Annotated in this window: 22 protein-coding genes; 16 read left to right on the forward strand and 6 right to left on the reverse strand. The window is 54.9% G+C overall.

From position 1 onward, the window contains the following. Positions 1-19 precede the first annotated feature (19 nt). Positions 20-1,087 carry a sulfate ABC transporter substrate-binding protein gene (locus KP806_RS20605; RefSeq protein WP_224725626.1) on the forward strand — a complete coding sequence of 356 codons (1,068 nt, stop codon included), beginning with the start codon at positions 20-22 and terminating at the stop codon, positions 1,085-1,087. A 71-nt stretch (positions 1,088-1,158) separates the two neighbouring features. Here KP806_RS20605 and KP806_RS20610 read toward each other — a convergent pair whose 3' ends face one another. Continuing rightward, on the reverse strand, positions 1,159-1,320 hold the full coding sequence (locus tag KP806_RS20610; protein WP_224725627.1) for a hypothetical protein: 162 nt from the start codon (positions 1,318-1,320) through the stop codon (positions 1,159-1,161). A 216-nt stretch (positions 1,321-1,536) separates the two neighbouring features. On the opposite strand from KP806_RS20610, the gene wrbA reads away from it, so the two are divergent. From wrbA to KP806_RS27860, 8 genes are all read left to right on the forward strand, one after another. Next, complete coding sequence (gene wrbA / locus KP806_RS20615) at positions 1,537-2,136, forward strand: NAD(P)H:quinone oxidoreductase (RefSeq protein WP_224725628.1); 600 nt, start codon at positions 1,537-1,539, stop codon at positions 2,134-2,136. Positions 2,137-2,402: 266 nt separating this feature from the next. Continuing rightward, on the forward strand, positions 2,403-2,636 hold the full coding sequence (locus KP806_RS20620) for a hypothetical protein (RefSeq protein ID WP_224725629.1): 234 nt from the start codon (positions 2,403-2,405) through the stop codon (positions 2,634-2,636). 186 nt (positions 2,637-2,822) lie between these two features. Continuing rightward, complete coding sequence (locus KP806_RS20625; protein ID WP_224725630.1) at positions 2,823-4,910, forward strand: transglycosylase domain-containing protein; 2,088 nt, start codon at positions 2,823-2,825, stop codon at positions 4,908-4,910. A gap of 303 nt (positions 4,911-5,213) precedes the next feature. Next, a complete protein-coding gene (locus KP806_RS20630; protein ID WP_224725631.1) occupies positions 5,214-5,624 on the forward strand; it encodes a DUF4265 domain-containing protein in 411 nt (136 codons plus the stop codon). Positions 5,625-5,643: 19 nt separating this feature from the next. After that, positions 5,644-6,426, forward strand: coding sequence for an SDR family NAD(P)-dependent oxidoreductase (locus tag KP806_RS20635; RefSeq protein ID WP_224725632.1), 783 nt, complete (start codon positions 5,644-5,646; stop codon positions 6,424-6,426). A 138-nt stretch (positions 6,427-6,564) separates the two neighbouring features. Continuing rightward, positions 6,565-7,041, forward strand: a complete 477-nt coding sequence (fur, locus tag KP806_RS20640) for a ferric iron uptake transcriptional regulator (protein ID WP_224725633.1) — start codon at positions 6,565-6,567, stop codon at positions 7,039-7,041. Between the two features lie 256 nt (positions 7,042-7,297). After that, positions 7,298-8,947: a sensor domain-containing diguanylate cyclase gene (locus tag KP806_RS20645; protein ID WP_318153726.1), complete on the forward strand. Its 1,650-nt coding sequence runs from the start codon at positions 7,298-7,300 to the stop codon at positions 8,945-8,947. Positions 8,948-8,977: 30 nt separating this feature from the next. Next, a complete protein-coding gene (locus KP806_RS27860; protein WP_318153740.1) occupies positions 8,978-9,745 on the forward strand; it encodes a putative bifunctional diguanylate cyclase/phosphodiesterase in 768 nt (255 codons plus the stop codon). Between the two features lie 22 nt (positions 9,746-9,767). Here the strand turns inward: KP806_RS27860 and KP806_RS20650 are convergent, their stop codons facing one another. Beyond that, entirely contained in the window at positions 9,768-9,977 is a 210-nt protein-coding gene (locus KP806_RS20650) for a cysteine-rich CWC family protein (RefSeq protein ID WP_224725634.1), read from the reverse strand. Positions 9,978-10,050: 73 nt separating this feature from the next. Continuing rightward, positions 10,051-10,857, reverse strand: a complete 807-nt coding sequence (locus KP806_RS20655; protein WP_224725635.1) for a Cof-type HAD-IIB family hydrolase — start codon at positions 10,855-10,857, stop codon at positions 10,051-10,053. Positions 10,858-10,973: 116 nt separating this feature from the next. On the opposite strand from KP806_RS20655, the gene KP806_RS20660 reads away from it, so the two are divergent. The 3 genes from KP806_RS20660 (at position 10,974) to KP806_RS20670 (ending at position 13,386) form a co-directional block, all read left to right on the forward strand. Then, positions 10,974-12,398 (forward strand): S41 family peptidase, encoded by a 1,425-nt coding sequence (locus tag KP806_RS20660; RefSeq protein ID WP_224725636.1) that lies wholly within the window; start codon positions 10,974-10,976, stop codon positions 12,396-12,398. Positions 12,399-12,562: 164 nt separating this feature from the next. Further along, a complete protein-coding gene (locus KP806_RS20665) occupies positions 12,563-12,784 on the forward strand; it encodes a DUF1450 domain-containing protein (protein ID WP_224725637.1) in 222 nt (73 codons plus the stop codon). A 98-nt stretch (positions 12,785-12,882) separates the two neighbouring features. Beyond that, positions 12,883-13,386: a ferritin gene (locus KP806_RS20670; RefSeq protein WP_224725638.1), complete on the forward strand. Its 504-nt coding sequence runs from the start codon at positions 12,883-12,885 to the stop codon at positions 13,384-13,386. A 339-nt stretch (positions 13,387-13,725) separates the two neighbouring features. Here KP806_RS20670 and KP806_RS20675 read toward each other — a convergent pair whose 3' ends face one another. Next, positions 13,726-15,972 carry a UvrD-helicase domain-containing protein gene (locus KP806_RS20675; protein ID WP_449589908.1) on the reverse strand — a complete coding sequence of 749 codons (2,247 nt, stop codon included), beginning with the start codon at positions 15,970-15,972 and terminating at the stop codon, positions 13,726-13,728. A 62-nt stretch (positions 15,973-16,034) separates the two neighbouring features. Between KP806_RS20675 and KP806_RS20680 the strand changes: the two genes are divergently transcribed. From KP806_RS20680 to KP806_RS20690, 3 genes are all read left to right on the forward strand, one after another. Next, positions 16,035-16,604: a GNAT family N-acetyltransferase gene (locus KP806_RS20680; RefSeq protein ID WP_224725640.1), complete on the forward strand. Its 570-nt coding sequence runs from the start codon at positions 16,035-16,037 to the stop codon at positions 16,602-16,604. An 88-nt stretch (positions 16,605-16,692) separates the two neighbouring features. Beyond that, the gene (locus tag KP806_RS20685; protein ID WP_224725641.1) at positions 16,693-17,997 is read left to right on the forward strand and encodes an MFS transporter; all 1,305 of its coding nucleotides are present in this window, start codon (positions 16,693-16,695) and stop codon (positions 17,995-17,997) included. Positions 17,998-18,387: 390 nt separating this feature from the next. Then, positions 18,388-18,672 (forward strand): hypothetical protein, encoded by a 285-nt coding sequence (locus KP806_RS20690; protein ID WP_224725642.1) that lies wholly within the window; start codon positions 18,388-18,390, stop codon positions 18,670-18,672. 53 nt (positions 18,673-18,725) lie between these two features. Here KP806_RS20690 and KP806_RS20695 read toward each other — a convergent pair whose 3' ends face one another. Together KP806_RS20695 and KP806_RS20700 are read right to left on the reverse strand one after the other, a co-directional pair. Then, positions 18,726-19,061 carry a DUF1904 family protein gene (locus KP806_RS20695; RefSeq protein ID WP_224725643.1) on the reverse strand — a complete coding sequence of 112 codons (336 nt, stop codon included), beginning with the start codon at positions 19,059-19,061 and terminating at the stop codon, positions 18,726-18,728. 19 nt (positions 19,062-19,080) lie between these two features. Beyond that, entirely contained in the window at positions 19,081-20,019 is a 939-nt protein-coding gene (locus tag KP806_RS20700; RefSeq protein WP_224725644.1) for an RluA family pseudouridine synthase, read from the reverse strand. Positions 20,020-20,210: 191 nt separating this feature from the next. Between KP806_RS20700 and KP806_RS20705 the strand changes: the two genes are divergently transcribed. After that, positions 20,211-21,758 carry a stalk domain-containing protein gene (locus KP806_RS20705; RefSeq protein ID WP_224725645.1) on the forward strand — a complete coding sequence of 516 codons (1,548 nt, stop codon included), beginning with the start codon at positions 20,211-20,213 and terminating at the stop codon, positions 21,756-21,758. Positions 21,759-21,826 lie beyond the last annotated feature (68 nt).

Below are 21,826 nucleotides of genomic sequence, written 5' to 3' on the forward strand. Positions count from 1 at the left end.
GAAAGAGTTGTATGCGAACATGTTAAGAAATCGTGCAACAAGCCAGCGCCTGCTCGCGCTGCTTCTTGCCGTTGCCATGCTGCTTGTCGCGGCAGGCTGCGGAAAGGCGGACGAAGGCGGGCAGGGTGCTGAATCTTCCGTACAAGACGGCGATGTTACGCTTGTCATCGGTGCTTACTCGGTTGTGAAGGACGCTTTCGCGGAGCTGCTTCCGGAGTTTCAGGCTTACTGGCTGGAGAAGACGGGCCAGAAGGTCACCTTCCAGGAATCGTATGAAGCTTCCGGCACGCAGGCCCGGGCGATCGCGGGAGGCTTCGAGGCGGATGTGGCGGTTTTGGCCATGGAAGGCGATCTCGACAAAATTGCGGATGCCGGCTTCATCACGCATGACTGGAAGGCTCAATCGAACGGCGGCATCATTACGAATTCGATCGTCGTACTGGGAACTCGCGCCGGGAATCCTCTTGGCATCAAAGATTGGAACGATTTGACGCGCGAAGGCATCAAGGTGCTGTATCCGAATCCGAAAACGTCCGGCGGCGCGCAGTGGGACATCAATGCGATCTATGGCGCCGGTCTGAAGCAGTCCGAGGAAAAGAGCGGAACCAAAGATCGGGCTTATGCCAAAAGCTTTCTAAAGGCGGTGCACGCTAACGTGGAGTCGCTCGACAAGAGCGGCAGAGCGTCGATGGCCGCTTTCGAGTACGGGGTAGGCGACGTGATCGTAACGTACGAGAACGAGCTGCTTGCCCGGGTGAAACAAGGCGTCGAATACGAGATTGTCATTCCGGACAGCACGATTCTGATCGAGAATCCGGCTGCGGTCGTGGACAAAAACGTTGACCGGCACGGCACCCGCAAAGTCGCGGAAGCATTTGTCGATTATCTCCACAGCGAGGCCGCACAGCGTTTGTTCGTGGAGCACGGCTTCCGGTCTATGGACGACAAGGTTGCGGCGGAGACGAGGGATCGTTTTACCGTTCCGGGTAACTTGTTCGACATCTCTTATTTGGGCGGTTGGCCGGCGGTCAGGGAAGAGCTTTATTCGAAAAAAGGCGTCTGGTACCAGGTGCTCGCAGGAATATAATAGACACGCAGAAGGCCCCTTCGGATGATTCCGAAGGGGTTTTTGGTATTCTCTGCACCAAATCCGGTTATTTAAAATATAGGAAACACGTAACGGACAAGGAAGTACAGCGCACCGAAGAAAATAATGAGATACGCAGCATATTTAATGAAGGTGGAAGCGACCATGCTGGAGTCCGATTTTTTCTCTACATGGCGTTCCTCGATTTCCAAATTACGATTATGAGTTGTCATATGACCCACTCCCTTTCGTTTGGTTAACAATGAATACCCTGCCCTGAAAAAAATGAATCAACAGGCAACTTCGGCGCATTCCGCTCATTTCTTGGGAAATAGTTTGTCCGCAGTTCCGAAGAACCGGCCTTCCGCGTCTGCTTGACCCGGCTGATTAAAAGCCGCCAATAACGGGTATTAGTTCGGTGACTATCGATTGAGCGAGGAGGAAGTCATATGACTGTTAAATTAGCGATCATCTATTACAGCCAGACCGGTACCAATTACCGGATGGCGAGAGCGGCAGAGGATGCTGCGATAAAGCACAGGGCGGAGGTGAGGCTGGTGCGGGCGGCCGAGGTGGCGTCCAAGGAGACCGTTGCATCCAATCCTGCTTGGGAGGCGCATGCCAAAGAAACGGAAGACGTGCCGCTCGCGGTTCCGGAAGATCTGGAATGGGCGGATGCCATCCTTTTTGGCACTCCAACCCGGTTCGGCAGCCCGGCCGCGCAGCTTCGGCAGTTTATCGATTCAACCGGCAAGCTGTGGGCTAAAGGCAAGCTTGCCGACAAAGCGGTTTCCGCATTTACATCGGCGCAAAATCCGCATGGAGGCCAGGAAGCGACGCTGCTGAATCTGTATACGACGTTCTATCACTGGGGGGCGGTCGTCGTAACGCCCGGTTATACGGACCCCGTCATTTTCCAGGCAGGCGGAAATCCGTACGGTGCAAGCGCAACGGTTACCGAGGACGGAAAGTTCGACGACCTGGTTCTGGATGCGGTGAAGGTGCAGACAAAACGGCTGCTTGACATAGCGGAGCGGCTCAAAGCTTAACGGCAAGAAAGCAGACGCCCGTTATTTGGCGTGGATTAGCTTCGAAAGACAACGGACCGTCAGAGCTCCTGACGGTTCTTTCGTATGGCCGGAAAGCTCCCGCGGCCGATATGGCAACGGCCTTTTTGACGGCTAAAGCCGTTCTAGTTTGTAGACGGCTGAATATAGTAGTAATGAAGCCCTCATTTTTTGCAGGTCTATCTGATCACAGCGTGAAAGAGTAGAGGTTGCAGGATAACAGTACGGGGCAACAGGAGGAGAGCAGCATGAACGATTCATTAAAGCACTTACGGAAGCTGGCCGATGCCAGGCATGCAGGAAAAGATGCGCTGCGGGAAGTCGAACAGACGCTAGTCGAGCTGGAGCAATATTTGGAGTCGAATCCTGATGATGAAATCGCTTTAATCCAGTATGGCCAATACAGGGCGAAGCGGGCCGGCTTAACGGCGCACCCGGCGGAGCCCCAAGACCAATTGCCGGATTCGGAAATGCAGGCCTGAACCTGTTTCGGCACTCATCATACGGTCTAAAAAAATGCTAGGAAGCGGACGGCTGCTTTCCGGCATTTTTTGTTTTTTAATAAACCGGTTTGAGCCTTACGCACTAAAAAAGCAGACTTGCTGCGAATATTATAAGGACGGAGACGCATGTAACGAACGGCTGCATGCAGGTATGGGGGAAATCAGATGAAACGAAAAAAGAAATCAAAACTGAAAAAAATCAAGTTTAAGCATGTGCTGGCGGCATTTTGTATTTTGGCGGCCGTTGCGCTTCTGGGCGGATGGGGAACCTTCCGGCTGATGGTAAGCGCGCAGGATGTCGCCCTGCTGGATAAGCCGCTGCCCGCGGCTACGGTTCTCTACGACCGTGAAGGCAAGGAGGCGACGCGGATTTCGTTCAACAAGATCGAGGAGATCGGGTACGCCGATATTCCGCTCCATATGGTCAATGCGGTGGTTGCCGTAGAGGACAGACGATTTTTCGAGCATGAAGGCATGGATGTGAAGGCGATCGGAAGAGCGCTGGTTACCAACTTCACGGCAGGAGGAACGGTTCAAGGCGGCAGCACGGTAACGCAGCAGCTGGCGAAAAACGTGTTTTTGTCGCACGAGAGGACCTGGTCCCGGAAATGGGACGAGGTGCTGCTTGCCAAAAAAATCGAAGAAAGCTACAGCAAGCAGGAAATTATGGAAATGTACTTAAACCAAATCTATTTCGGCGAAGGCGCTTGGGGGATCAAACGGGCGGCGTACACCTATTTCGGCAAAGAGGTGAAGGAGCTGACGGTCGCGGAATCCGCCCTGCTGGCGGGCCTTGTTAAGGCCCCTTCGGCGCTTACGCCGTATAAGCATATGGACAAGGCGAAGGCGAGGCGTGATGTCGTGCTGCAGCTGATGAAGGAGCAGGGGCTGATTACCGAAGCGGTATACAGTGAAGCGATCGCGGAGCCGATCAAGCTGCTGAGCTCGAAGCCTAACCGGGTAGATGATATTTTATATCCGTATTACGTGGATGAGATTATCCGTGAAGCGATGGAGAGCTATGGCCTGACGGAAAATGAAGTTCTGCAAGGCGGCCTGCGCATTTATACGGAGCTGGATACGGATATGCAGAAAGCGGCCGAGGCGGTTTATGCGAAGGATGATCTGTTCCCGCAGAGCGCGGCGGATCAGCTGATCCAAAGCGCTGCGGTGCTGGTGGACCCGCGGGACGGCGGGATCCGCGCGCTTGTCGGAGGCCGGGGCAAGCAGCCGTTCAGAGGCTTTAACCGGGCGACGCAGCTGCAGCGCCAGCCCGGCTCTACGATCAAGCCGATCGCCGTCTACACCCCCGCGCTGGAGCTGGGTATGCAGCCTTCGGACAGGCTGGTTGACGAGCCGATCAATATCGGCGGATATGAGCCGAAAAACGCCGACGGCCGTTTTCACGGGGAAGTGACGATGTATGAGGCTCTAATCAATTCTTATAATATTCCTGCTGTCAAAATATTGAACGGAATCGGCATCGACAAAGGGCTCGATGCTGCCGAAAGGTTCGGCATTCCGCTCAGCGACAGCGACCGGACGCTGGGACTCGCGCTTGGAGGCCTGCAGAATGGCGTATCGCCGCTCCATATGGCAGAGGCGTACGGCGTCTTCGCAAATAACGGCGTGCAGATGAAGGGGCATGCGATTACCCGAGTCGAGTCGGCAAACGGGGAATTGCTGGCAGAGTTTAAGGAAGAGACGGGAAAACAAGTGATCGATCCCGCTATCGCCCAGACGATGACTTCCATGCTGCAGGGCGTCATTACGGAGGGGACGGGAACGTCCGCCGCTTTAGCCGGACGGCCTTTTGCCGCCAAATCGGGTACGACTCAAATGCCGGGAACGGCCGGCTACGGCGCCAAGGACAACTGGTTCGTCGGCTATACCCCGCAGCTTACGGGAGCGGTTTGGCTAGGCTATGACAAAAGCGATCAAAACCATTATTTGACGACAAGCTCGAAGGCGGCCGGCATTGTGCTTCAAGCGGTTATGGAAGGGGCATTGAAGGATGAACCCGTCATGCCGTTTCCGGCGGAGCTGAGCTTTTTTTCCAAGGCGAAACTCAATGAAGGCAAAAAAGAGAAAAAAGAAAAAGACGACGATCAGGATAACCGCGAGGAAGAGAAGGAAGATAAGAAGGAACGGAAGGAGCGGCAGAAGGAGGAGAAGAATCAGGAAAAGGAAAGAAAAAAGGAAAGGGAGAAAGATAAGGACCGGGGTAAAGGCCGCGGTAAAGATAATGACTAGTCTCTATTAAAAGGAGCTAGACCGTCCCTGAACAATATAAGCATGGTTTGAAGTTCCTTCTGACACCGGCCCCGCGATTGCAAGCTTATGCGATCGCGGGGTTTTTCGCCTATCCTAATATCGGAAATTAGAGCCTGGAGAAGGTAAAGCGGTTTGGCTGACCGAATATGTTTATAAGTGGTTCCGGAGGCGTTATTAGGTGTCGGTCCAATCCGATAACGGATTGAAGTTGCTTCCCGGGAGGAGGCGGTATTATGATAGGGGAAGCGTCCGTTTCGGATATTTTTAATAGAGGTGAGCAGAATGAAGGACTTGCAGGATTACATACCGTTGCAGCTCAGCTTTGACGGTACGGGCCGCGAAATCGAAATTATCGACGTTTCTCATCTGGGCAAGGACACGTTTCAAATCGAGGAAAATCCTGTGTTCACGGAACAGATCGCATACGGCGACATCATTAGGGTGAGATGGATGGACGATGTTGCTATTTACATAGAGACGGTCAAAAAATCGGAATATACGAGATACAACTGGCTGCTGAGCAAAGAGGTTATTTATTCCATAGAGCTGCGCATGTTAAAAAATAAAATCCTGGAATGGAGCGGAAAATCGGAGCAGGTTTTCGGCGGTATTTTTATTGTTAATATGCCGACTCAATCAACCGTCGATATTCATGAGGAAGTGCAGAAGGTCATCCAAGCGGTGCACAAATAAAAGGCAGGAGGAATAAACAATGGAGCTGGGACTTACAGGTAAAACAGCGATCGTGACGGGAGGAAGCAAGGGGATCGGATTCGCAACGGCGATGCTGCTGGCAGGAGAAGGGGCCGAGGTGACAATTGTAGCCAGGGATCCGGAGTCTCTGGAGGAAGCGGCCGGAAAAATCAGGGAGCAAACGGGCAAAAACGTGCTGGCGGTCAGCGCCGACGTGTCGGTATCCGGCGAAGCTGACCGGGTGGTAGAAGAAACGGTACGGCGCTTCGGGCGGGTAGACATCCTCGTCAATAACGCGGGCACTTCCGCAGCGAAACCGTTTGAGCAGGTAGACACGGATGCCTGGACCGCCGACCTTGACCTTAAGCTGCTCGGAGCGGTGCAATTTTCACGTGCGGTGCTGCCTCATATGCGGAAAGCGGGCGGAGGCGCCATCGTAAATGTGACGGCAATCGGCGGCAAAGCGCCGTCAGCCTCGTCGCTGCCGACGTCGGTGAGCCGTGCTGCCGGTCTCGCGCTTACGAAAGCGATGAGCAAGGATTTGGCGGCCGATCAAATACGCGTGAATGCGGTATGTATCGGGCTCATCAGGAGCGCGCAAATCGAGCGGATGTGGCAGGCGAAGGCGCCTGAGCTGACCTGGGATGAATTCGCGGCGGATCAGAGGCACGGCATCCCGCTCGGCAGAATCGGGAGGGCGCAGGAAGCGGCCAATGTCATCGGGTTTCTCGTATCGGATGCCGCATCCTTTGTGACGGGCACGTCGGTCAATATTGACGGCGGCATTTCAGCCGTTTTGTAGCGGAATGCGGGAGCGATTGATTAATTTTCAAAAATGTAATACCATTAGATTGTAATAATTATAAAAGTAAGCCTTTACATGGTACAACGCATATCCGATTGTATCAGGCTTTCCGATATGAGGGGGTATCCATACACAATGAGCATCACGGCGGAAATGGATCGGATCAACCGGCATCTAATGGCGAACGGATACAAACTAACGACGCAGCGCGAAATTATTTTGCGCGTTCTACTCGAAAACGAAAAGGACCATCTGAGCGCCGAGGGCGTGTTCATGCTGGTCAAGCAAAAGTATTCCGAAATCGGTCTGGCTACCGTCTATCGTACGCTGGAGCTGCTTGCGGATCTGAACATTGTCGAGAAAATGAATTTCGGAGACGGCGTTGCCCGTTACGACCTTCGCGGCGACGAGCAGGAGCATATGCATCATCATTTGATCTGCGAGGAATGCGGCTCGCTTGTGGAGATCAAGGAGGACTGGCTGCTCGAGCTGGAGGAGCGGCTTGAACGCGAATACGGCTTTAAGGTGACGGATCACCGACTTGATTTTATCGGCAGGTACCAGGATTGCAGTAAAGGCGATTGCAAGCGGGAACGCAAGGCCGTGTCCTGAAATTAGCCGCAAAAAAAACCGCAGCTGCGGTCCATATCCGCATGTAAATAATGCCCCCGGCGCAGCGCAGCTGCAGCAGGGGGCATTTTTTATATACGATAAATAGCTTCCATGGTCCTCATCTTAAACCTCGCGATCTATCAATATTTTTCTGTAAATGGATCATCGGCAAAATTTCAGAATTTGTTTATTTCGATATAGTATACTGGAAAAGTGCGGAATGCTCATTTACTTTAAGCGGAAAAGAGGGGCGATAATGGAGCATATCCATGGAACCTACGACAGTTCGTTAGTCGTTTTTTCTTATATTATAGCGTTGGCTGCGTCGTATACGGCTCTCGACCTGGCAGGCAGGGTCACCTCGGCGAAGGGGAGGGCGCGCCGGGGTTGGCTGCTGTTCGGAGCCTGCATTATGGGGATGGGCATTTGGTCGATGCATTTTGTCGGCATGCTTGCCTTCTCGCTTCCGGTTCCGGCGGTATACGATGTGATTCTGGTCATCGTCTCCCTGGTGGCCGCCGTAGGAGCTTCCTATGTTGCCATGTTCGCAGTTGGACGGGACAAGCTGACGGGGCTGCAGCTTCTCGCCGGCGGCGCGCTGCTTGCCGCGGGCGTATCCGTTATGCATTATGTCGGCATGGCTGCGATGCTTATCCATATTACATACGATCCGGTTATCTTTACCCTTTCTATCATTATCGCTTTGGGTGCGTCGATAGCGGCCCTATGGCTGGCCGTCTACTTCCGCAAGGGCGTCAAGCGGGGCGAGCTCTGGCAAAAGCTCGGCAGCGGCGCGATCATGGGAGCTGCAATAGCGGGGATGCATTACACGGGCATGCACGCGGCCAGCTTTCATAATGCCTTTAAGGAAGCGTTGTTCTACGGCATCGTCCTCAATCAGAGCTGGCTCGCATATTTTATTGCCGGAGGCACGCTGTTCACGCTGGTCTTGTCCATCTTCGGCATGTATTTTGCCAAAAGGCTGGCGGGCAAGGATTCGGAGCTGGAGCAGAGCGAGAAATGGTACAAATCGCTGTACGAGAACAATCAGGACGGCATCATATCGGTGGATCTGCAGTGCCGGATCATCAGCTGCAATCCGATTGCGCTGGAGATAACGGGCTGCACGAAGAAGCAGCTTTATATGCAGCCAATCGGGATGCTGAGCGGGCTTCTTGTGCCGGAGGACCGGGAACGGGCCGGCGAAATATTCATTAAGGCGTTTCAAGGCGAGACGCTGAGCCATGAAACGGCTATTGTCCGCCATGACGGGCAGAAGCTTGAGCTCAGCGTCACGAACGTTCCGGTTACAGTGGACGGGCAGGTTGCCGGCAGCTATATTATTTTCAGAAATATTACGGAAGAGAAAAATGCCAAACAAAAAATCAACCACCTGGCATTTCACGATGAGCTGACGGGGCTTCCGAACCGCCGTTTGTTCAATCAGGCGATAGACGTAGCGATCGGGGAAAGCCGGGATACGGGGGAAACGTTTGCGGTACTGGTGCTGGATATCGACCGGTTCAAAGTGATCAACGATTCGCTCGGACATACTTACGGCGATCAGTTTCTGAAGGAGGTCAGTGCCAGGATTCAGGCCTGCACAGCCGGACGCGACGTGATGGTCGCACGGATGGGAGGCGACGAATTCACGCTGCTATGCCGCGGCTGCGGGCGGGAGTCGGACGTAACGGAGCTTGCTGGCCGGATCGTCTCCGCGATTCAGGTGCCGTACCGGCTGATGGAGAACGATTTTTTTGTTTCCGCAAGCATCGGCATCGCGATTTTTCCGGAACACGGCACGGATGCCGTCCAGCTGATGAAAAATGCGGATAGCGCCATGTATGAGGTAAAGAAAAAAGGCAAAAACGGCTTCGAATATTTTTCGAGCAAGCTGGATAAATAGCTGGCGGAAAAAATCGAGCTGGAGGGCGATCTGAGAAAAGCGCTGGAGCGCGGGGAGCTTATTCTCCATTACCAGCCGCAAATCCGGACGTCCGACAATTCGATGGTCGGCGTTGAGGCGCTGGTTCGCTGGGAGCATCCTGAGCGAGGCACGCTGACGCCGGGGCTGTTCATTCCGATTGCGGAGGAGACGGGGCTTATTTACGAGCTCGGCACTTGGGTGCTCAGGGAAGCCTGCAGGCAAATGCGGCAATGGCATAACGAGGGCGGCCCGCTCATTCCCGTATCCGTGAATTTATCCTCGCAGCAGTTCCATCAGCGTCGGCTGGCGGAATACGTGATGGACATTTTGAAGGAGACGGGGCTGCCGCCCGAATATTTGGAGCTGGAGATTACGGAGGGCATGATGATGGATGCGGCCGTATCGACGGAAATATTAAAGGAGCTCAACGAACACGGCATCCGGATCAGTCTGGACGACTTTGGCACCGGCTACAGCTCGTTAAGCTATTTGAAGCTTTTCCCGATCCACAAGCTGAAGATTGACCGTTCTTTCATTCGCGATATTACTGAAAATCAGAACGACAAGGCGATCGTGGCGACGATTATTGCAATGGCGCAGCATTTGAATATGGACGTCATCGCCGAGGGGATTGAAACGAAGGACCAGCTGGACATTTTAACGGATAAGGACTGCGGCAAAATTCAAGGCTATTACTTCAGCAAGCCGCTTTCGGCAGCCGACATGGAGAGAGCGTATTTCGCTCCGACCCGTGCGGGACTCGTTAGAAACGGATAAAAAACAGGTATTATTCGATCCTTTATTTTTTAAGATTTTCGTTTGCTTGCGCTTGAGCTTCGGCGAGGCAGTCCCGGCAAATGCAGGCTTTCCCTCTCCATTCGTCAGGCACCCGGTCCAGCAGGGCATCCGGAAATCGTTCATGAAAGCACCAGCAATCGGCCGGGGCCGTCTTCGTTTCCGCGGCGCAGCCGTTCGGCTTGCCGCAAATCGGACAGTTCATCGGGTTCATCGGTAACCGCTCCTTTATGTCGTCTCAGGGAAAAAGCAGCCCCTCCGCAAATGGCGGAGGGGCTGCCCGGCGTTTATGCCTGGATTGCGTTCAGTACGAACTTTTCGATGACGTGGCGGACGCCTTCCTCGTTATTGGTAAGGGTCACATAATCCGCGATGTCCTTCAGCGATTGAATGGCGTTGCCCATCGCGACGCCGAGGCCGGCCGCCTGAATCATTTCATTGTCGTTCCAGGCGTCGCCGATCGCAATCGTCTGCTCCATCGTGCATCCGATATGCTCGGCCAGGAAACGGAGCGCATGCCCCTTCGTGCCTTCCTTGTGCATGAATTCGAGATAGTGCGGCTTCGATTTCGTAATGTGAACGCGGTCGCCGAGCAAAGGCCGAAGCTGGTCGGCGATCTGATCGAGGCGGGCGGGCTCGTCGATCATCAGCAGCTTGTTCATCGGGAAGTCCAGCAGCTTGCTGAGATCAGGCTCTATTTTGTAAGGAATATTGGAGAGCTTGGAGTAGGCTTTGATTTTGTCATTGTCCTCCATGCCGTAAAGTTCGTCGTTTACATAAAGCTGAAGATGAAGGCCGTTCGCCTCCGAGAAGGCGTGCAGCTCCCGGACCGCGTCCGCCGGCACGTTTCTTTCGTACAGCACCTGACCGTCCAGCAGCGTTTTGACGAGCGCCCCCTGATAGGTAATAATAGGAACATTGAGCTCGATTTGTTTGGCGATCTTTTGGGCGGATGCGAACATGCGGCCTGTCGCAAGCGTCACCAGAACGCCTTTGGCAATGGCAGCCTCCATGGCTTGCTTCGTGCCCTCGGTCACTTTAATTTCGTCGGTAAGCAGCGTATCGTCCACATCGATGGCAATTAATTTGTACATGCTTGAATAAAAAGCTCCTCTCCGTCTCTCTGTAGTGTAAGAATAGGTTGATTGTAGCGAAAAAGCACAGGACATACAAGACTTTGCGAATGCAAATCCGAAGGGGAAATGAACAGATGAAAACTTTTGCGACGGCGGCTGCCAAGCAGCGCTTTCTCACTTTATGCTTTCTGGGTTCGATATTGTTTCTGGCGGCAGGCTTCGCACTCGGGCTGCTGTGGATGGGGTACCGTTATCCGATGCTGGGCGAGCCGGCTTTTCAGCAGTTCACTGTATCCTACAACAAGATTATGAATGACTATTTGGAAGGGGCCGAGCCCAAGCAATTGATCAACGGGGCGGCCGAAGGCATGGTGGCCTCCCTCGACGATCCGTATTCCCGGTACCTTCCCGAGGAGAAGGGCGACGCCTACACCCAATCCTACGAAGGGGAAATTTACGGCATAGGAGCGGAGATCCGGGAGGAGGAAGGCGAATACGTCATCTCCGGGCTGACTAAGGGCGCGCCTGCCGAGCGCGGCGGGCTGCTGCCGGGCGACACGATCATTGCGGTGGACGGTAAGGAAATTGCAGGCAAATCGTTTCAGGAGCTGCTTGGCATTATTAGAGGAGAGGAAGGAACCAGCGTCTCCCTGCAAATCCGGAGGCCGGGCCAGTCGGAGCTCATTGCTTTGACGCTGAAGCGGGAAGCGATTCCGATTCATACGGTTACCGGAGAAATGCTCGAGGACGGCATCGCGCACGTGACGATCAGCCGTTTCGCGGAGAAGACGGCGGAGGAATTCGAAAGCGTGCTGAAGGAGCTGAGGGACAAAGCGGAGATAAAAGGCTTGCTGCTCGATATGCGGTCCAATCCGGGAGGGCTGCTCCAGTCGACCTTGAAAATCGCGAATACGCTTATTCCGAAGGATAAAGTGATTTTGAATGTCGTATACAAAAACGAACGCCAGACGATTACGTATAAATCGCAGCAGGAGAAGGAGTGGAGCGTGCCCGTCGCGGTGCTTGTGAACGGCCAGTCCGCCAGCGCAAGCGAGGTGCTGACCGCAGCTCTGAAGGAATCGGCCGGCGCGTCGGTCATCGGAGAGAAGACGTACGGCAAGGGAGTCGTCCAGGCCTTCAACCAGTTTGACGACGGGTCCGTTCTCAGCCTGACGGAGGCGCAGTGGAAGACGCCGGGCGGAACGTGGATCAACAAAGAAGGCGTCATGCCGGATTATGCAGTCGAGCTTCCCGCTTATACGAACCTGAGGCCGCTGGCGATCGGGACGGATATGGCGGCAGGCAGCTATGGCGAGGATGTGAAGACGCTGCAGCAGATGCTGAAGGAGCTCGGCTACGGTCCGGCCGGGCAGGAGGGCTTGTTCGACGAACGGACGGAAGCGGCCGTGCGGGCTTTCCAGAAGGCGGAGAAGCTGGAGGTCACCGGCGAGTTCAACGACAAAACCGGCTACCGGCTGCTCGAGCTGCTCCGGGAGAAGCTGCACCGCGAGGACAGCCAGCTGCTGAAAGGGCTTGAGGTGCTGAAAGGCAAGGGTTAGCCGGTTAATCGTAAGGACCGGATCGGAAAGGAAAGCTTGGCGCAGGAAGTCCGTCCGTATTCATGTTGGAATGAAATGAATAAAATTCGCTGTTGACAACGAGGTTGATAATCATTATCATCAAGTAGGAAGCAAATACTTCGTTGCGCTGCGGGGTGGACCGGATGAAGAAGATCAAATATTGCAAACGGAATTTAAAGAACGGGGCAAAGCCGATTTATCGGGCGATGAAGGACCGTTATCCTGACATCAAGCAGAAGAAGAGCGATTGCCTTGGGAATTGCAAGACGTGCAAGCTGGAATGCTTTGTCGTCATCAAGTCCAAAACGGTAAGCGCGCCGTCTCCGGACCAGCTGTACAAACGGTTAAAGAAAATGATCGGATAACATCAGCCATTTGGATGATTTTACTAAGGGCGGCATTTGCCGTTCCTTTTTTTTATGTTAGAATAAGTACAAACTAGGAAAGCAGAGGTGCACGAGCGATGAATGACGGGTTGGCGGCAGCATTAAACGAGCAAATGAATTTTGAGTTCTATTCGGCGCATGTGTATCTTGCGATGGCGGCGTATTGCTCCGGAGAGAGCCTCGACGGCTTCGCGAATTTCTTTATCGTACAGGCCGAGGAAGAACGATTTCACGCTATGAAAATATACAAATTTCTGAACGACCGCGGACGCCGCGCGACGCTGTCCGCTCTAGGCGAGCCGAATAACGACTATTCGTCGATCCTCGATGCGTTTGAACATGGCTACAAGCATGAACAGCAAAACACGGAGCGGTTCTACAAATTGTCCGACCTGGCGATTGACGACCGCGAGCACGCAACGATCAACTTTTTGAAGTGGTTCATCGACGAGCAAGTCGAAGAGGAAGCTCTGTTCGACAATATCATTCACAAGCTGAAGCGGATTGACAAGGACAGCAATGCTTTTTACATGCTGGACGCGGAATTCGCGACCCGTTCCTTCACGCCTCCTGCGCTGTAGGACAAGCCTGCCGCATAAAAGCGAAAAAACGGCCCGGAAGCCATCGTTCGATGACTTCCGGGCCGTTTTTTTTATAATCGTGTTAACTTAGCCCCTGCCTTGCTATCACCGATCCGTGCGGTAACTGGATTTCATGTATCTAATATCAGCGGTTTAGCCTTGATAGAGAATTAACTGTGTTTCGTGTATTTAAACCATGGAAAATTGTTGATTTGGAGCATGGCGTTCGAATTAGATACATGAAATCCCGTTATTCATGTGAATATGTCATATCGCCAACAAATAACGACATAAATTCCAGCTATGCCGCTTAGAGAGTTTGGTCGACCGCAGCCGGGCTCAGCTCTTCCTGCCGGGAAGCAGCTTCGAGCCCTGCTCCATCGGCGAGCCGCACAGCGGGCAATCCCGGGACTCGGCCATCGAATCCTCATAGGTGATAATCCGCTGCCACACCTGGCAGGAATCGCTTGTGCAAAGCCAGGCGAGCGCCGTTTCGCCCTCCTGGCTGCCGCCGCTTTCCGGTTCGCTTGCGAAGGCCGACCGGATGAACCTTGACAGCTCCGCAGGTTTGCCGCGATAGGAGGCCGGTGAGCTGATATACAGCTCCTCCTGCGCCCGGGTGACGGCGACGTAAGCGAGCCTGCGTTCCTCCTCCAGCGCTTCCGCAAGCGGATTGTCCCCTGTCTGGAGCGAGGCGCGGTCGCTGTGCTTGTCGGCGGAGAGCGCGGAGCTGTGGGGAAGAATCCCCTCCGAAGCCCCGATCACGAATACGACGGGAAATTCCAGCCCCTTGGATTTGTGGATGGACATGAGCGAAACCGCGCCACGGCTTAGCTCATGCTTTTGCTCCCGCTTACGGGCCGCGTGCTTGTCCGTAATGTCGTCGATATACTGCACAAAAGCCTCGATCGTGTCATACCCGGCCGCTGCGGCGGCGAACTCGTCCAGCGTTTCCCTCAGGCCTTCTTTATGCTCGGTCGCTTCATGGCGCTTGCTTGTCTCCAGGAATTGATCGTAAAAAGCTTGGCGAAGCTGGAGAATAGCCGCCGCAGGCTTACAGCCGGACAAGCCTTTGATGAGGGTGATCCGCTCCTTCAGCTTGTCCTTTTGAAATTCCTTCATCGGCGGATAATCCATCAGGTGAATGAGCGGCCATTTTTTGGCCCTCTGCTTGTCCTGGTTCCAGATGAATGCCATCGCCTGCTCTCTGTTCACATAGAGAGTAGGAAGCATAGCTTCGATTGCGTCAAAATCGCGCCGGTCGCAGACAAGCCGCAAATGGGCGAGCAGCGGCTTCACTGCCCACTGGTCGTAAAACAGTTGACCGTCGCCGAAATCCGTGAAAGGGAGCTGCCTCGTCAGCAGCAGCTCGACCAGCGCCCGGCTGCTGCTCGCCGTACGGAAGAGGACGGCGAAATCGCCGTAGGGGCGCTTGCCTTCGCCGGCCTGCGCTTCGATGGTATCCGCGACGAGCCGGGCTTCCTCCTGCGTCGATTTGAGCCGCGCATAGGAGGGACTGACGCCCTTTCCTTTCGCGGCGAGGAGCGATTTTGACTTGCGCTGCTTATTATATCGGATAATGCTGTTGCCAAGCCCGACGATGGTGCTCGTCGAGCGGTAATTCATATGAAGCACGATCGTCTCCGCTCCCGGGTATTGATGGTCAAAGTTCAAAATATAATCGTTCCTCGCCCCGTTGAACGAATAGATCGTCTGATCGTCGTCGCCGACGACCATCAGGTTGCGGTGCTTGTCGGCCAGCATCTGGACGAGCACATATTGAACCTGGTTCGTATCCTGGAATTCGTCGATCATGATGAATTGGAAGCGGCGCTGCAGAGAAGCGAGCAGCTCCTCGTCGCTGCGAAGCAATCTGTACGCTTCCAGCAGAAGATCATCATAATCCAGCTTGTGCTGCTCCTTCTTCCACTGCTCATACCGGCTGAACAGCAGCTTCTGCTCTCTTTCCTCAGACGTTGTCTCGGGAAGGCTGCCGATATCCGCCATTCTCAGCTTCAGGGCGGACAGCTGGGCGAGCAGCGTCTCCGGCTCATGATCGTGCTGAAGCGCCAGCTCGCGCATCAGCCGCTTCAGGAAGACGTGCTTCTGCCCGGTCTCGCCGAGAATGGACTGGTTATAGCCGCGGCCCCGGAGAAGCTGCAGGCAGAAGGAATGAAAGGTCCGCGCCTCTACCCCGTTTGCGGCTTGCGCATCCAATACCGGCAGCGAGCGGATGCGGCTTCGCATCTCGTCCGCCGCTTTTTTGGAAAAAGTCATTAGCAAAATATGCTGAGGCCGCACGTTCTGCACGGCAAGCAGGTAGGCGGTCCGGCATACCAGCACCGATGTTTTGCCCGAGCCGGCGCCGGCAAGCGTCAGGACGGGGCCCGTAAAATGGCGCACGGCCGCGATCTGCGGCCGGTTTAGCGCAATGCCGTGCCGCTCCAGGGCGCGGAAAAAGCCGGCGTCCGCCGCGTCCTTGCCGACAAGCCGGCGGCTGGTCTCGGCTTCGGCCTTTTCCGCTTCGGGCACCACCACGCCGCGGACGCCGATCGGAAATTTATAATATTGACTGCTCAATTTCATCACCTTCGGAAACATAGATCTATTAAGTATATCAGATGACTAACGGAAAGGGGGATAATGGGATGATAGAACCGGCATCGAAGGAAGACGTCAAGGAGGTATTGCCGCTGCTGCTGAGCGCAATCGGCTACATCGCATTTTCGCTTGCAGGCACGGATAACGAGGAGGAAGCGGCACGGGTGCTGGCCGAGTTTTATGCCCGGGAGGATAACCGGCTAAGCTACCGGCATGTGCTTGTCTATAGAAAGGAAGGCACCGTCGCAGGGATGCTGCTCAGCTATCCGGGAGACGGAGCGGCTGAGCTGGATGCGCCGCTGGCGGCGCGGCCAGGCAGGGAAGGCGACACGTACGCGGGAAGCGGGATTACCGTGGAGGCGGAGGCCGGCGAGTATTATCTAGATGCCATCGCGGTGGAAGAACGATACCGGAAACAAGGGATCGCCAAAGCGCTGATCGCCGCCTTCGAGCGGAGAGGAAGGCTTGAAGGGTACGATACGGTGTCGCTGATCGTCGAGCAGGACAACAAGTCGGCTTATTCGATATACAGCAAGCTCGGTTACGTTGAATACGGTTTCCTCGACATTCGAGGCTGCCGGTATTTGAGGATGAAAAAGCGGGTGGATGAAAGTTAATTATGGAATAAACAGGATGGCTGCGGTAAGATGAAAGAGTTGCCAGATTGAAAAATATGACTTTTTTGTCGCCGGGAGCGTGTTCGTTATGTCCACCGCCAGCTTCAAATCGAAACTCGGATTCAGCTCGGGAAATTTGGCCGTCAATTTGCTGGCCCAGGCTTTTGCGTCCTACATCGTTTTTTATTATGTCGACGTGCTTGGCGTAAGGCCTGCGCTGATCAGCGCCGCCATGGTCGTCCACGGGATCGTAAGCGCGGCTCTTAACCCTCTTTTCGGTCATCTCTCCGACAGGACAAGCACGCGCTGGGGCCGGCGCATTCCGTATATGCTGTTCGGCATGGTGCCGCTTGGGGCCTTGTTCACGGCTGTCTGGTTCCCGGTCGGGACGGGACAGACGTTGTTCTGGTATTTTCTGACGGTCGTGCTGCTGTATGATGTCATGTTCGTTATGGTGGTGCTTAATTATTCGGCTTTGTTTCCCGAGATGTTCACGACGATAAAGGAGCGTGCCGAAGTCTCGTCCTGGCGGCAAATGTTCGGGATTATCGGGATGATTATCGGCGTGGCGCTGCCGCCGCTCGTATACGGCCGTCTGGGCTGGGGGCCGATGGGAGCCGTCTTTGCCGGCATCGCGCTGCTGTTCTTCCTCGTTATGACACTCTCAAGCAGGGAGAACGGGGCAGCCCCGCGCGAAGCGGCAGCGGCAGGTTTTGTGAAGTCGCTGAAGCTTACCTTCTCCAACCGTGCGTTTTTGTTTTACGTTACCGGCAGTTTTTTCGTCCAGTTCACGTTCGCGATGCTGCCGGCGGCGATTCCCTTTTACACCAAATACGTGCTTGGGGCCGCCGAGGAAAAAAATACGTACCTGCTGGGCGCCATCTTCCTGACCGCCATTCCGTGCGTGTACGTTTGGGGCAGGCTGGTGCAGCGCTGGGGGCCGCGCGCAGCCGTCATGGCGTCAGCATCCGTTTATGCGGCTGCCTTGCTGCCTTTTGCGTTTATCGCAAACGCGGCCTCCGCGGTTATCGCAGCCGCAGCAATCGGTATCGGACTGGCCGGCCTGCTCGTGCTGCTGGACGTGCTGCTGTCCGAAATTATCGACGAGGACGAGAATCGGACGGGCGTGCGCCGGGAGGGCATGTATTTCGGCATGAACGGCTTTATCGTCAAATGGGGCGTCTCGCTTCAGGCGGTCGTGCTTGGCGGCATTCTGGAGGCGACCGGCTACGTCAAGGATGCGGTTCAGGCCGAAGCCGCGGTGTGGGGCATCCGATCGATGCTTAGCTTCATTCCGTTTCTTTCATTAGCCGTCGCGCTTGTTTTCTTCTACCTTTATCCTATACGCGGCGGCATTAGCCGGCCGGGCGCAGGAAAGGATCTGGAAGCATGAGCAGGGCCGTCGGTTGGTTAAAGCAAAACGGGCTGCTCGTGCTGCTGTTTGCCGTCGGTGCAGCCGTCTGGCTCATATATGCCGACGGGATTCCGGGCGGAATGAACCAGGACGAAGCTTCGATCGGCTATGAAGCGTATTCTCTGCTGCATTACGGCATCGACCGCAGCGGCCATTCCTATCCGGTTCATCTCGTCGCTTGGGGGAGCGGGCAAAATGCGCTGTACGCCTATCTTTCGATGCCCTTCATTTACCTGTTCGGACTGAATGTCGTGTCGGTACGCGCGGTGAGATCGAATCGAACATTTTTGGCAGATCGGCCCGCTCTTTTACGAGTCTTTCGGAGAGGCGGCCCGATATGCATCGGACGGAACGGATGGCCGCGTGTATGTGACCGATCAAGTGAATATGCCGTATATTTATGTGTTGTTCTACGAGAGGACCGATCCCCGGCAATTTCTGTCCACCGTGCAATACGCCAATCCGGGAGCCGAATTCCAGCAGGTCCGGTCGTTCGGCCGCTACGTGTTCGAGGAGCCGCGCATCCGGGAAGGGGAGGAGGCGGCTTACATTTTCCCGAACGGCGCGCCGCTTCCGGCAGCCGGTCCCGGCTTCGAGATAAAAAGCTTCAAGCATTGCACGGTTGTAATAGCAGACGGAGACGCCTCCAAATGAAGCGTCTCCGTCTTTTTTGCATATTTAATTATTATGCGCTTTCAGTATTATACTTAAGCTTGAACGGGCTCCCCGTCGATGTAGTAGCTGTCCTCGCGGTAAGCATGAAAGACGATTTCGATTTCGGCGTCTCCCAGCTTGCCGACGTATTCCGTCACCAGTCTGGCGAAGGAATCGCGGGTATCACGGCCGCGCTCGAACCAGCCTACCTCAATAAAGATAAAGGCCGGACCGTTCCCGGCAGCGCCGAATACGGTCTCGGACGCCAGGATGTTCATCGTGAAATTGTCGGTACCGCAGCCGCACAGCGCAGCCAGCTCGCGGGCGAGCGGCTCGGCTATGGAGCGCAGCGGTTCGGCGCCGAGGCCCCGGAATACTAAATGCGGCATAATAATAGCCCCTTTTCTTTTAGTTCTGCAGCTGCCCTTGAAACGGCTTCAAGAACAGCTTCGGTATTTCCGTTTCGAACCGGACGAGCTTTCCCGTCACCGGATGGATGAAGGCAAGCACGCGGGCGTGCAGGCCGAGGCGCCCGATCGGACGCGTTCTCGCGCCGTATTTTTTGTCGCCGGCGATCGGGTGCCCGATGTCCTCCATATGAACCCGGATTTGATTTTTCCGTCCTGTCTCGAGGTGCAACTCAAGCAGGGAAAAGTCCTTGCCGGCGCGGAGCACCTTGTAATGGGTGACCGCAAGAAGGCCGTCCTCCGGGCGGGAGCTGGAGTACATTTTGAGCGTTTTGCTTTCTTTGAGCCAGGACTTGACCGAACCCTGCTCCTTTTTGACCATGCCCTCTACAAGTGCGACGTAGCTTCTCTCCCGGACCGCATCCTGCCAGTTGTTCTGCAGCTGCTGCTGAACGGCTTCGCTCTTGGCGAAAAGCATGACGCCGGACGTATCGCGGTCGAGCCGGTGTACGATGAAGATCCGGTTTCCCGGGTCATCGAGGCGCACATGCGCCATTAGCTGCCGATAGGCCGTGACCTCATTGTCCTTACCTGTATCCGATGCGACCGATAATAGTCCCGAATCCTTCCGGATTACGATCAGATGCTCGTCCTCGAACAGAATGGAAAGCCCCTCGAAGGGGAGCTTCTCCTTCGGGCGCTCCTTGCTGACGGTGACGGTCTGACCCGGCTGCAGCTGATAATTGTAAGCGGTCGTGGATTTGCCGTTAACGGCAACCTGTCCGTGCGCCAAAATATTTTTAATGACGTTGCGGCCGGCGCCCGTAACGTGCTTCAGGAGGAATGGCAGCAGCTCGGCCGGCTCTGTAACCGTATAGGCTTTGTTTCTGTCCGTCTGTGCCTGCCCCTTCGGCAGCGGGCGTTTTCTCCCTTTTTGCATGCTGATAACCCCCTAGCTTCAATGCACCTACTATACCATGAGCGAGGCCGGATGTTCTAATCTTCCTTTTGCTGCGCAGTCTACCGGCTCTATGAAACCCGTTTTCATAGACAAAGCGTCCGCCGGAATGGTAGGATGAAGGGTATACATACCTTATGGTGATTATGGAAATGGTTGGGGGAAACTACGTCGTGAAAACAAAACTTATTCAGTCGCTTCTATGTCCTTTGCTGGCTGCGGGATTATTGCTCGCTCCGCTTCCGGTCCCGAGCGAAAGCGTATCGGCGGCATCCGGCACGGCCGCGGTATCCGTCGCGGCGGCCGCAAAGTATCAAGTGTTCGTGGACGGCAAGAAGCTGGCTTTATCCGCTCCCGCCTTTGTCGAGAAGGGCGTTACGTTCGTGCCCATGCGGGAAATTTTCAAGGCGCTCGGGGCAAGCGTAACCTGGGAGAGCAAAACGCAAACGGTGATCGGGCGCAAAGGCCATATTACGATTTCTCTTAAAGCAGGCAAGAAGGAAGCGGTCATCAACAACAAGTCGGTTAAGCTCGACGCGGCACCCGTATTGCGCGGAGGGGTAACCTACGTGCCCGTACGGTTTGTTTCCGAATCGCTTGGCGCGAAGGTGGCATGGGATGCCAAGGCGAAGGCGGTCCGCATTACGTCGGCGGAGGCTGCCGAGCTTGAGGAATATGAGAAGTGGCTGGAGGAGCAGGAAAACCTGCCGAAATTCACGACAACCGAAATTGTCGAGAAGTATGACGAAAGCATCGTGATGATTATGACGAACCGCGCCCAAGGGAGCGGCGTCGTTGTCGGCGAGCAGCTTATTTTGACGAACTACCATGTAATCGAAGATGCGGCATCCGCAACGGCTTTGACGCTTTACGGGGACGAGCTTGAGGTCGAAGGGGTCGTTGCCTACGATGAAACGGTCGATCTGGCCGTTATTAAGACGAAGGACCCGCTCCAGCTTGCCGAGGTTGCAGTCGATTACGACCTTAGCTCAAGAAAGGGCGACAAGGTTGTAGCGATCGGAAGCCCGCTTGGACTGCAAAACACCGTTTCGGACGGATTGATCAGCAACATCTTCTCCGAAGGCGGCGTCCGCTACGTGCAGACGAGCGCGCCGATCGATCATGGAAGCTCCGGCGGAGCCTTGTTCAACGAACACGGCAAGCTGATCGGCATTACGACGCTGGGCTACGCCGATACGAATGCGGATCTTAATTTCGCGGTTTCGGTATTGCATGCCTACTCGCTGCTCGACGGCATCGAGGAAAAAGCGGCGAAGAAAGCGGAGTTTCTGCCGTCAACGCTTCCGGATACTCTCGTTGGTGCGTCTTTGAGCGATGTAGAGAAGGTGATGGAGGAGCATTTTTCAACGCTGGCAACGAATGACGGCGAAGCCTCGTTCACCGGCTGGAAGGCGGAACGCGATGCCGGAGGCTGGCTTGTGCTGACGGCCGACATCGATCCGCTGTTCTATATGTATTACGGCCCGTCTGCGGCCGAGGAGCTTCGGATGTGGGCGATCAATATGGGCTACGAGCTTCATGACCTGCTGCCGGACGATAAAATTCAAGTGCTGATCTCCTTCGAGCGCGACTACGGCTTCGAGCCGAGAGGCCTCGAGCCGGGTGAGGTAACGGCGCTTGACGGCGGCAAATGGCGCGTACGCTATCCGGTCATCGACATGCAGCTCAAGGATCAGCTTCATATTAAAGTAAGGGATTAAGCAGAAGAGGGATACGCGGCGCTGATGGCGCCATGCGGGTCCCTCTTCTTTTTTGCCTTTTTTTTCGG

It is taken from the genome of Paenibacillus vietnamensis, assembly GCF_020169515.1.
Taxonomy (GTDB): domain Bacteria; phylum Bacillota; class Bacilli; order Paenibacillales; family Paenibacillaceae; genus Pristimantibacillus; species Pristimantibacillus vietnamensis.

What these genes read in the sequence shown, in the direction of transcription:
- KP806_RS20605 (WP_224725626.1), top strand. Translation starts at nt 20, where the DNA reads ATGTTAAGAAATCGTGCAACAAGCCAGCGCCTGCTCGCGCTGCTTCTT.
- KP806_RS20610 (WP_224725627.1), bottom strand. Translation starts at nt 1,320, where the DNA reads ATGACAACTCATAATCGTAATTTGGAAATCGAGGAACGCCATGTAGAG.
- wrbA (WP_224725628.1), top strand. Translation starts at nt 1,537, where the DNA reads ATGACTGTTAAATTAGCGATCATCTATTACAGCCAGACCGGTACCAAT.
- KP806_RS20620 (WP_224725629.1), top strand. Translation starts at nt 2,403, where the DNA reads ATGAACGATTCATTAAAGCACTTACGGAAGCTGGCCGATGCCAGGCAT.
- KP806_RS20625 (WP_224725630.1), top strand. Translation starts at nt 2,823, where the DNA reads ATGAAACGAAAAAAGAAATCAAAACTGAAAAAAATCAAGTTTAAGCAT.
- KP806_RS20630 (WP_224725631.1), top strand. Translation starts at nt 5,214, where the DNA reads ATGAAGGACTTGCAGGATTACATACCGTTGCAGCTCAGCTTTGACGGT.
- KP806_RS20635 (WP_224725632.1), top strand. Translation starts at nt 5,644, where the DNA reads ATGGAGCTGGGACTTACAGGTAAAACAGCGATCGTGACGGGAGGAAGC.
- fur (WP_224725633.1), top strand. Translation starts at nt 6,565, where the DNA reads ATGAGCATCACGGCGGAAATGGATCGGATCAACCGGCATCTAATGGCG.
- KP806_RS20645 (WP_318153726.1), top strand. Translation starts at nt 7,298, where the DNA reads ATGGAGCATATCCATGGAACCTACGACAGTTCGTTAGTCGTTTTTTCT.
- KP806_RS20650 (WP_224725634.1), bottom strand. Translation starts at nt 9,977, where the DNA reads ATGAACCCGATGAACTGTCCGATTTGCGGCAAGCCGAACGGCTGCGCC.
- KP806_RS20655 (WP_224725635.1), bottom strand. Translation starts at nt 10,857, where the DNA reads ATGTACAAATTAATTGCCATCGATGTGGACGATACGCTGCTTACCGAC.
- KP806_RS20660 (WP_224725636.1), top strand. Translation starts at nt 10,974, where the DNA reads ATGAAAACTTTTGCGACGGCGGCTGCCAAGCAGCGCTTTCTCACTTTA.
- KP806_RS20665 (WP_224725637.1), top strand. Translation starts at nt 12,563, where the DNA reads ATGAAGAAGATCAAATATTGCAAACGGAATTTAAAGAACGGGGCAAAG.
- KP806_RS20670 (WP_224725638.1), top strand. Translation starts at nt 12,883, where the DNA reads ATGAATGACGGGTTGGCGGCAGCATTAAACGAGCAAATGAATTTTGAG.
- KP806_RS20675 (WP_449589908.1), bottom strand. Translation starts at nt 15,972, where the DNA reads ATGAAATTGAGCAGTCAATATTATAAATTTCCGATCGGCGTCCGCGGC.
- KP806_RS20680 (WP_224725640.1), top strand. Translation starts at nt 16,035, where the DNA reads ATGATAGAACCGGCATCGAAGGAAGACGTCAAGGAGGTATTGCCGCTG.
- KP806_RS20685 (WP_224725641.1), top strand. Translation starts at nt 16,693, where the DNA reads ATGTCCACCGCCAGCTTCAAATCGAAACTCGGATTCAGCTCGGGAAAT.
- KP806_RS20695 (WP_224725643.1), bottom strand. Translation starts at nt 19,061, where the DNA reads ATGCCGCATTTAGTATTCCGGGGCCTCGGCGCCGAACCGCTGCGCTCC.
- KP806_RS20700 (WP_224725644.1), bottom strand. Translation starts at nt 20,019, where the DNA reads ATGCAAAAAGGGAGAAAACGCCCGCTGCCGAAGGGGCAGGCACAGACG.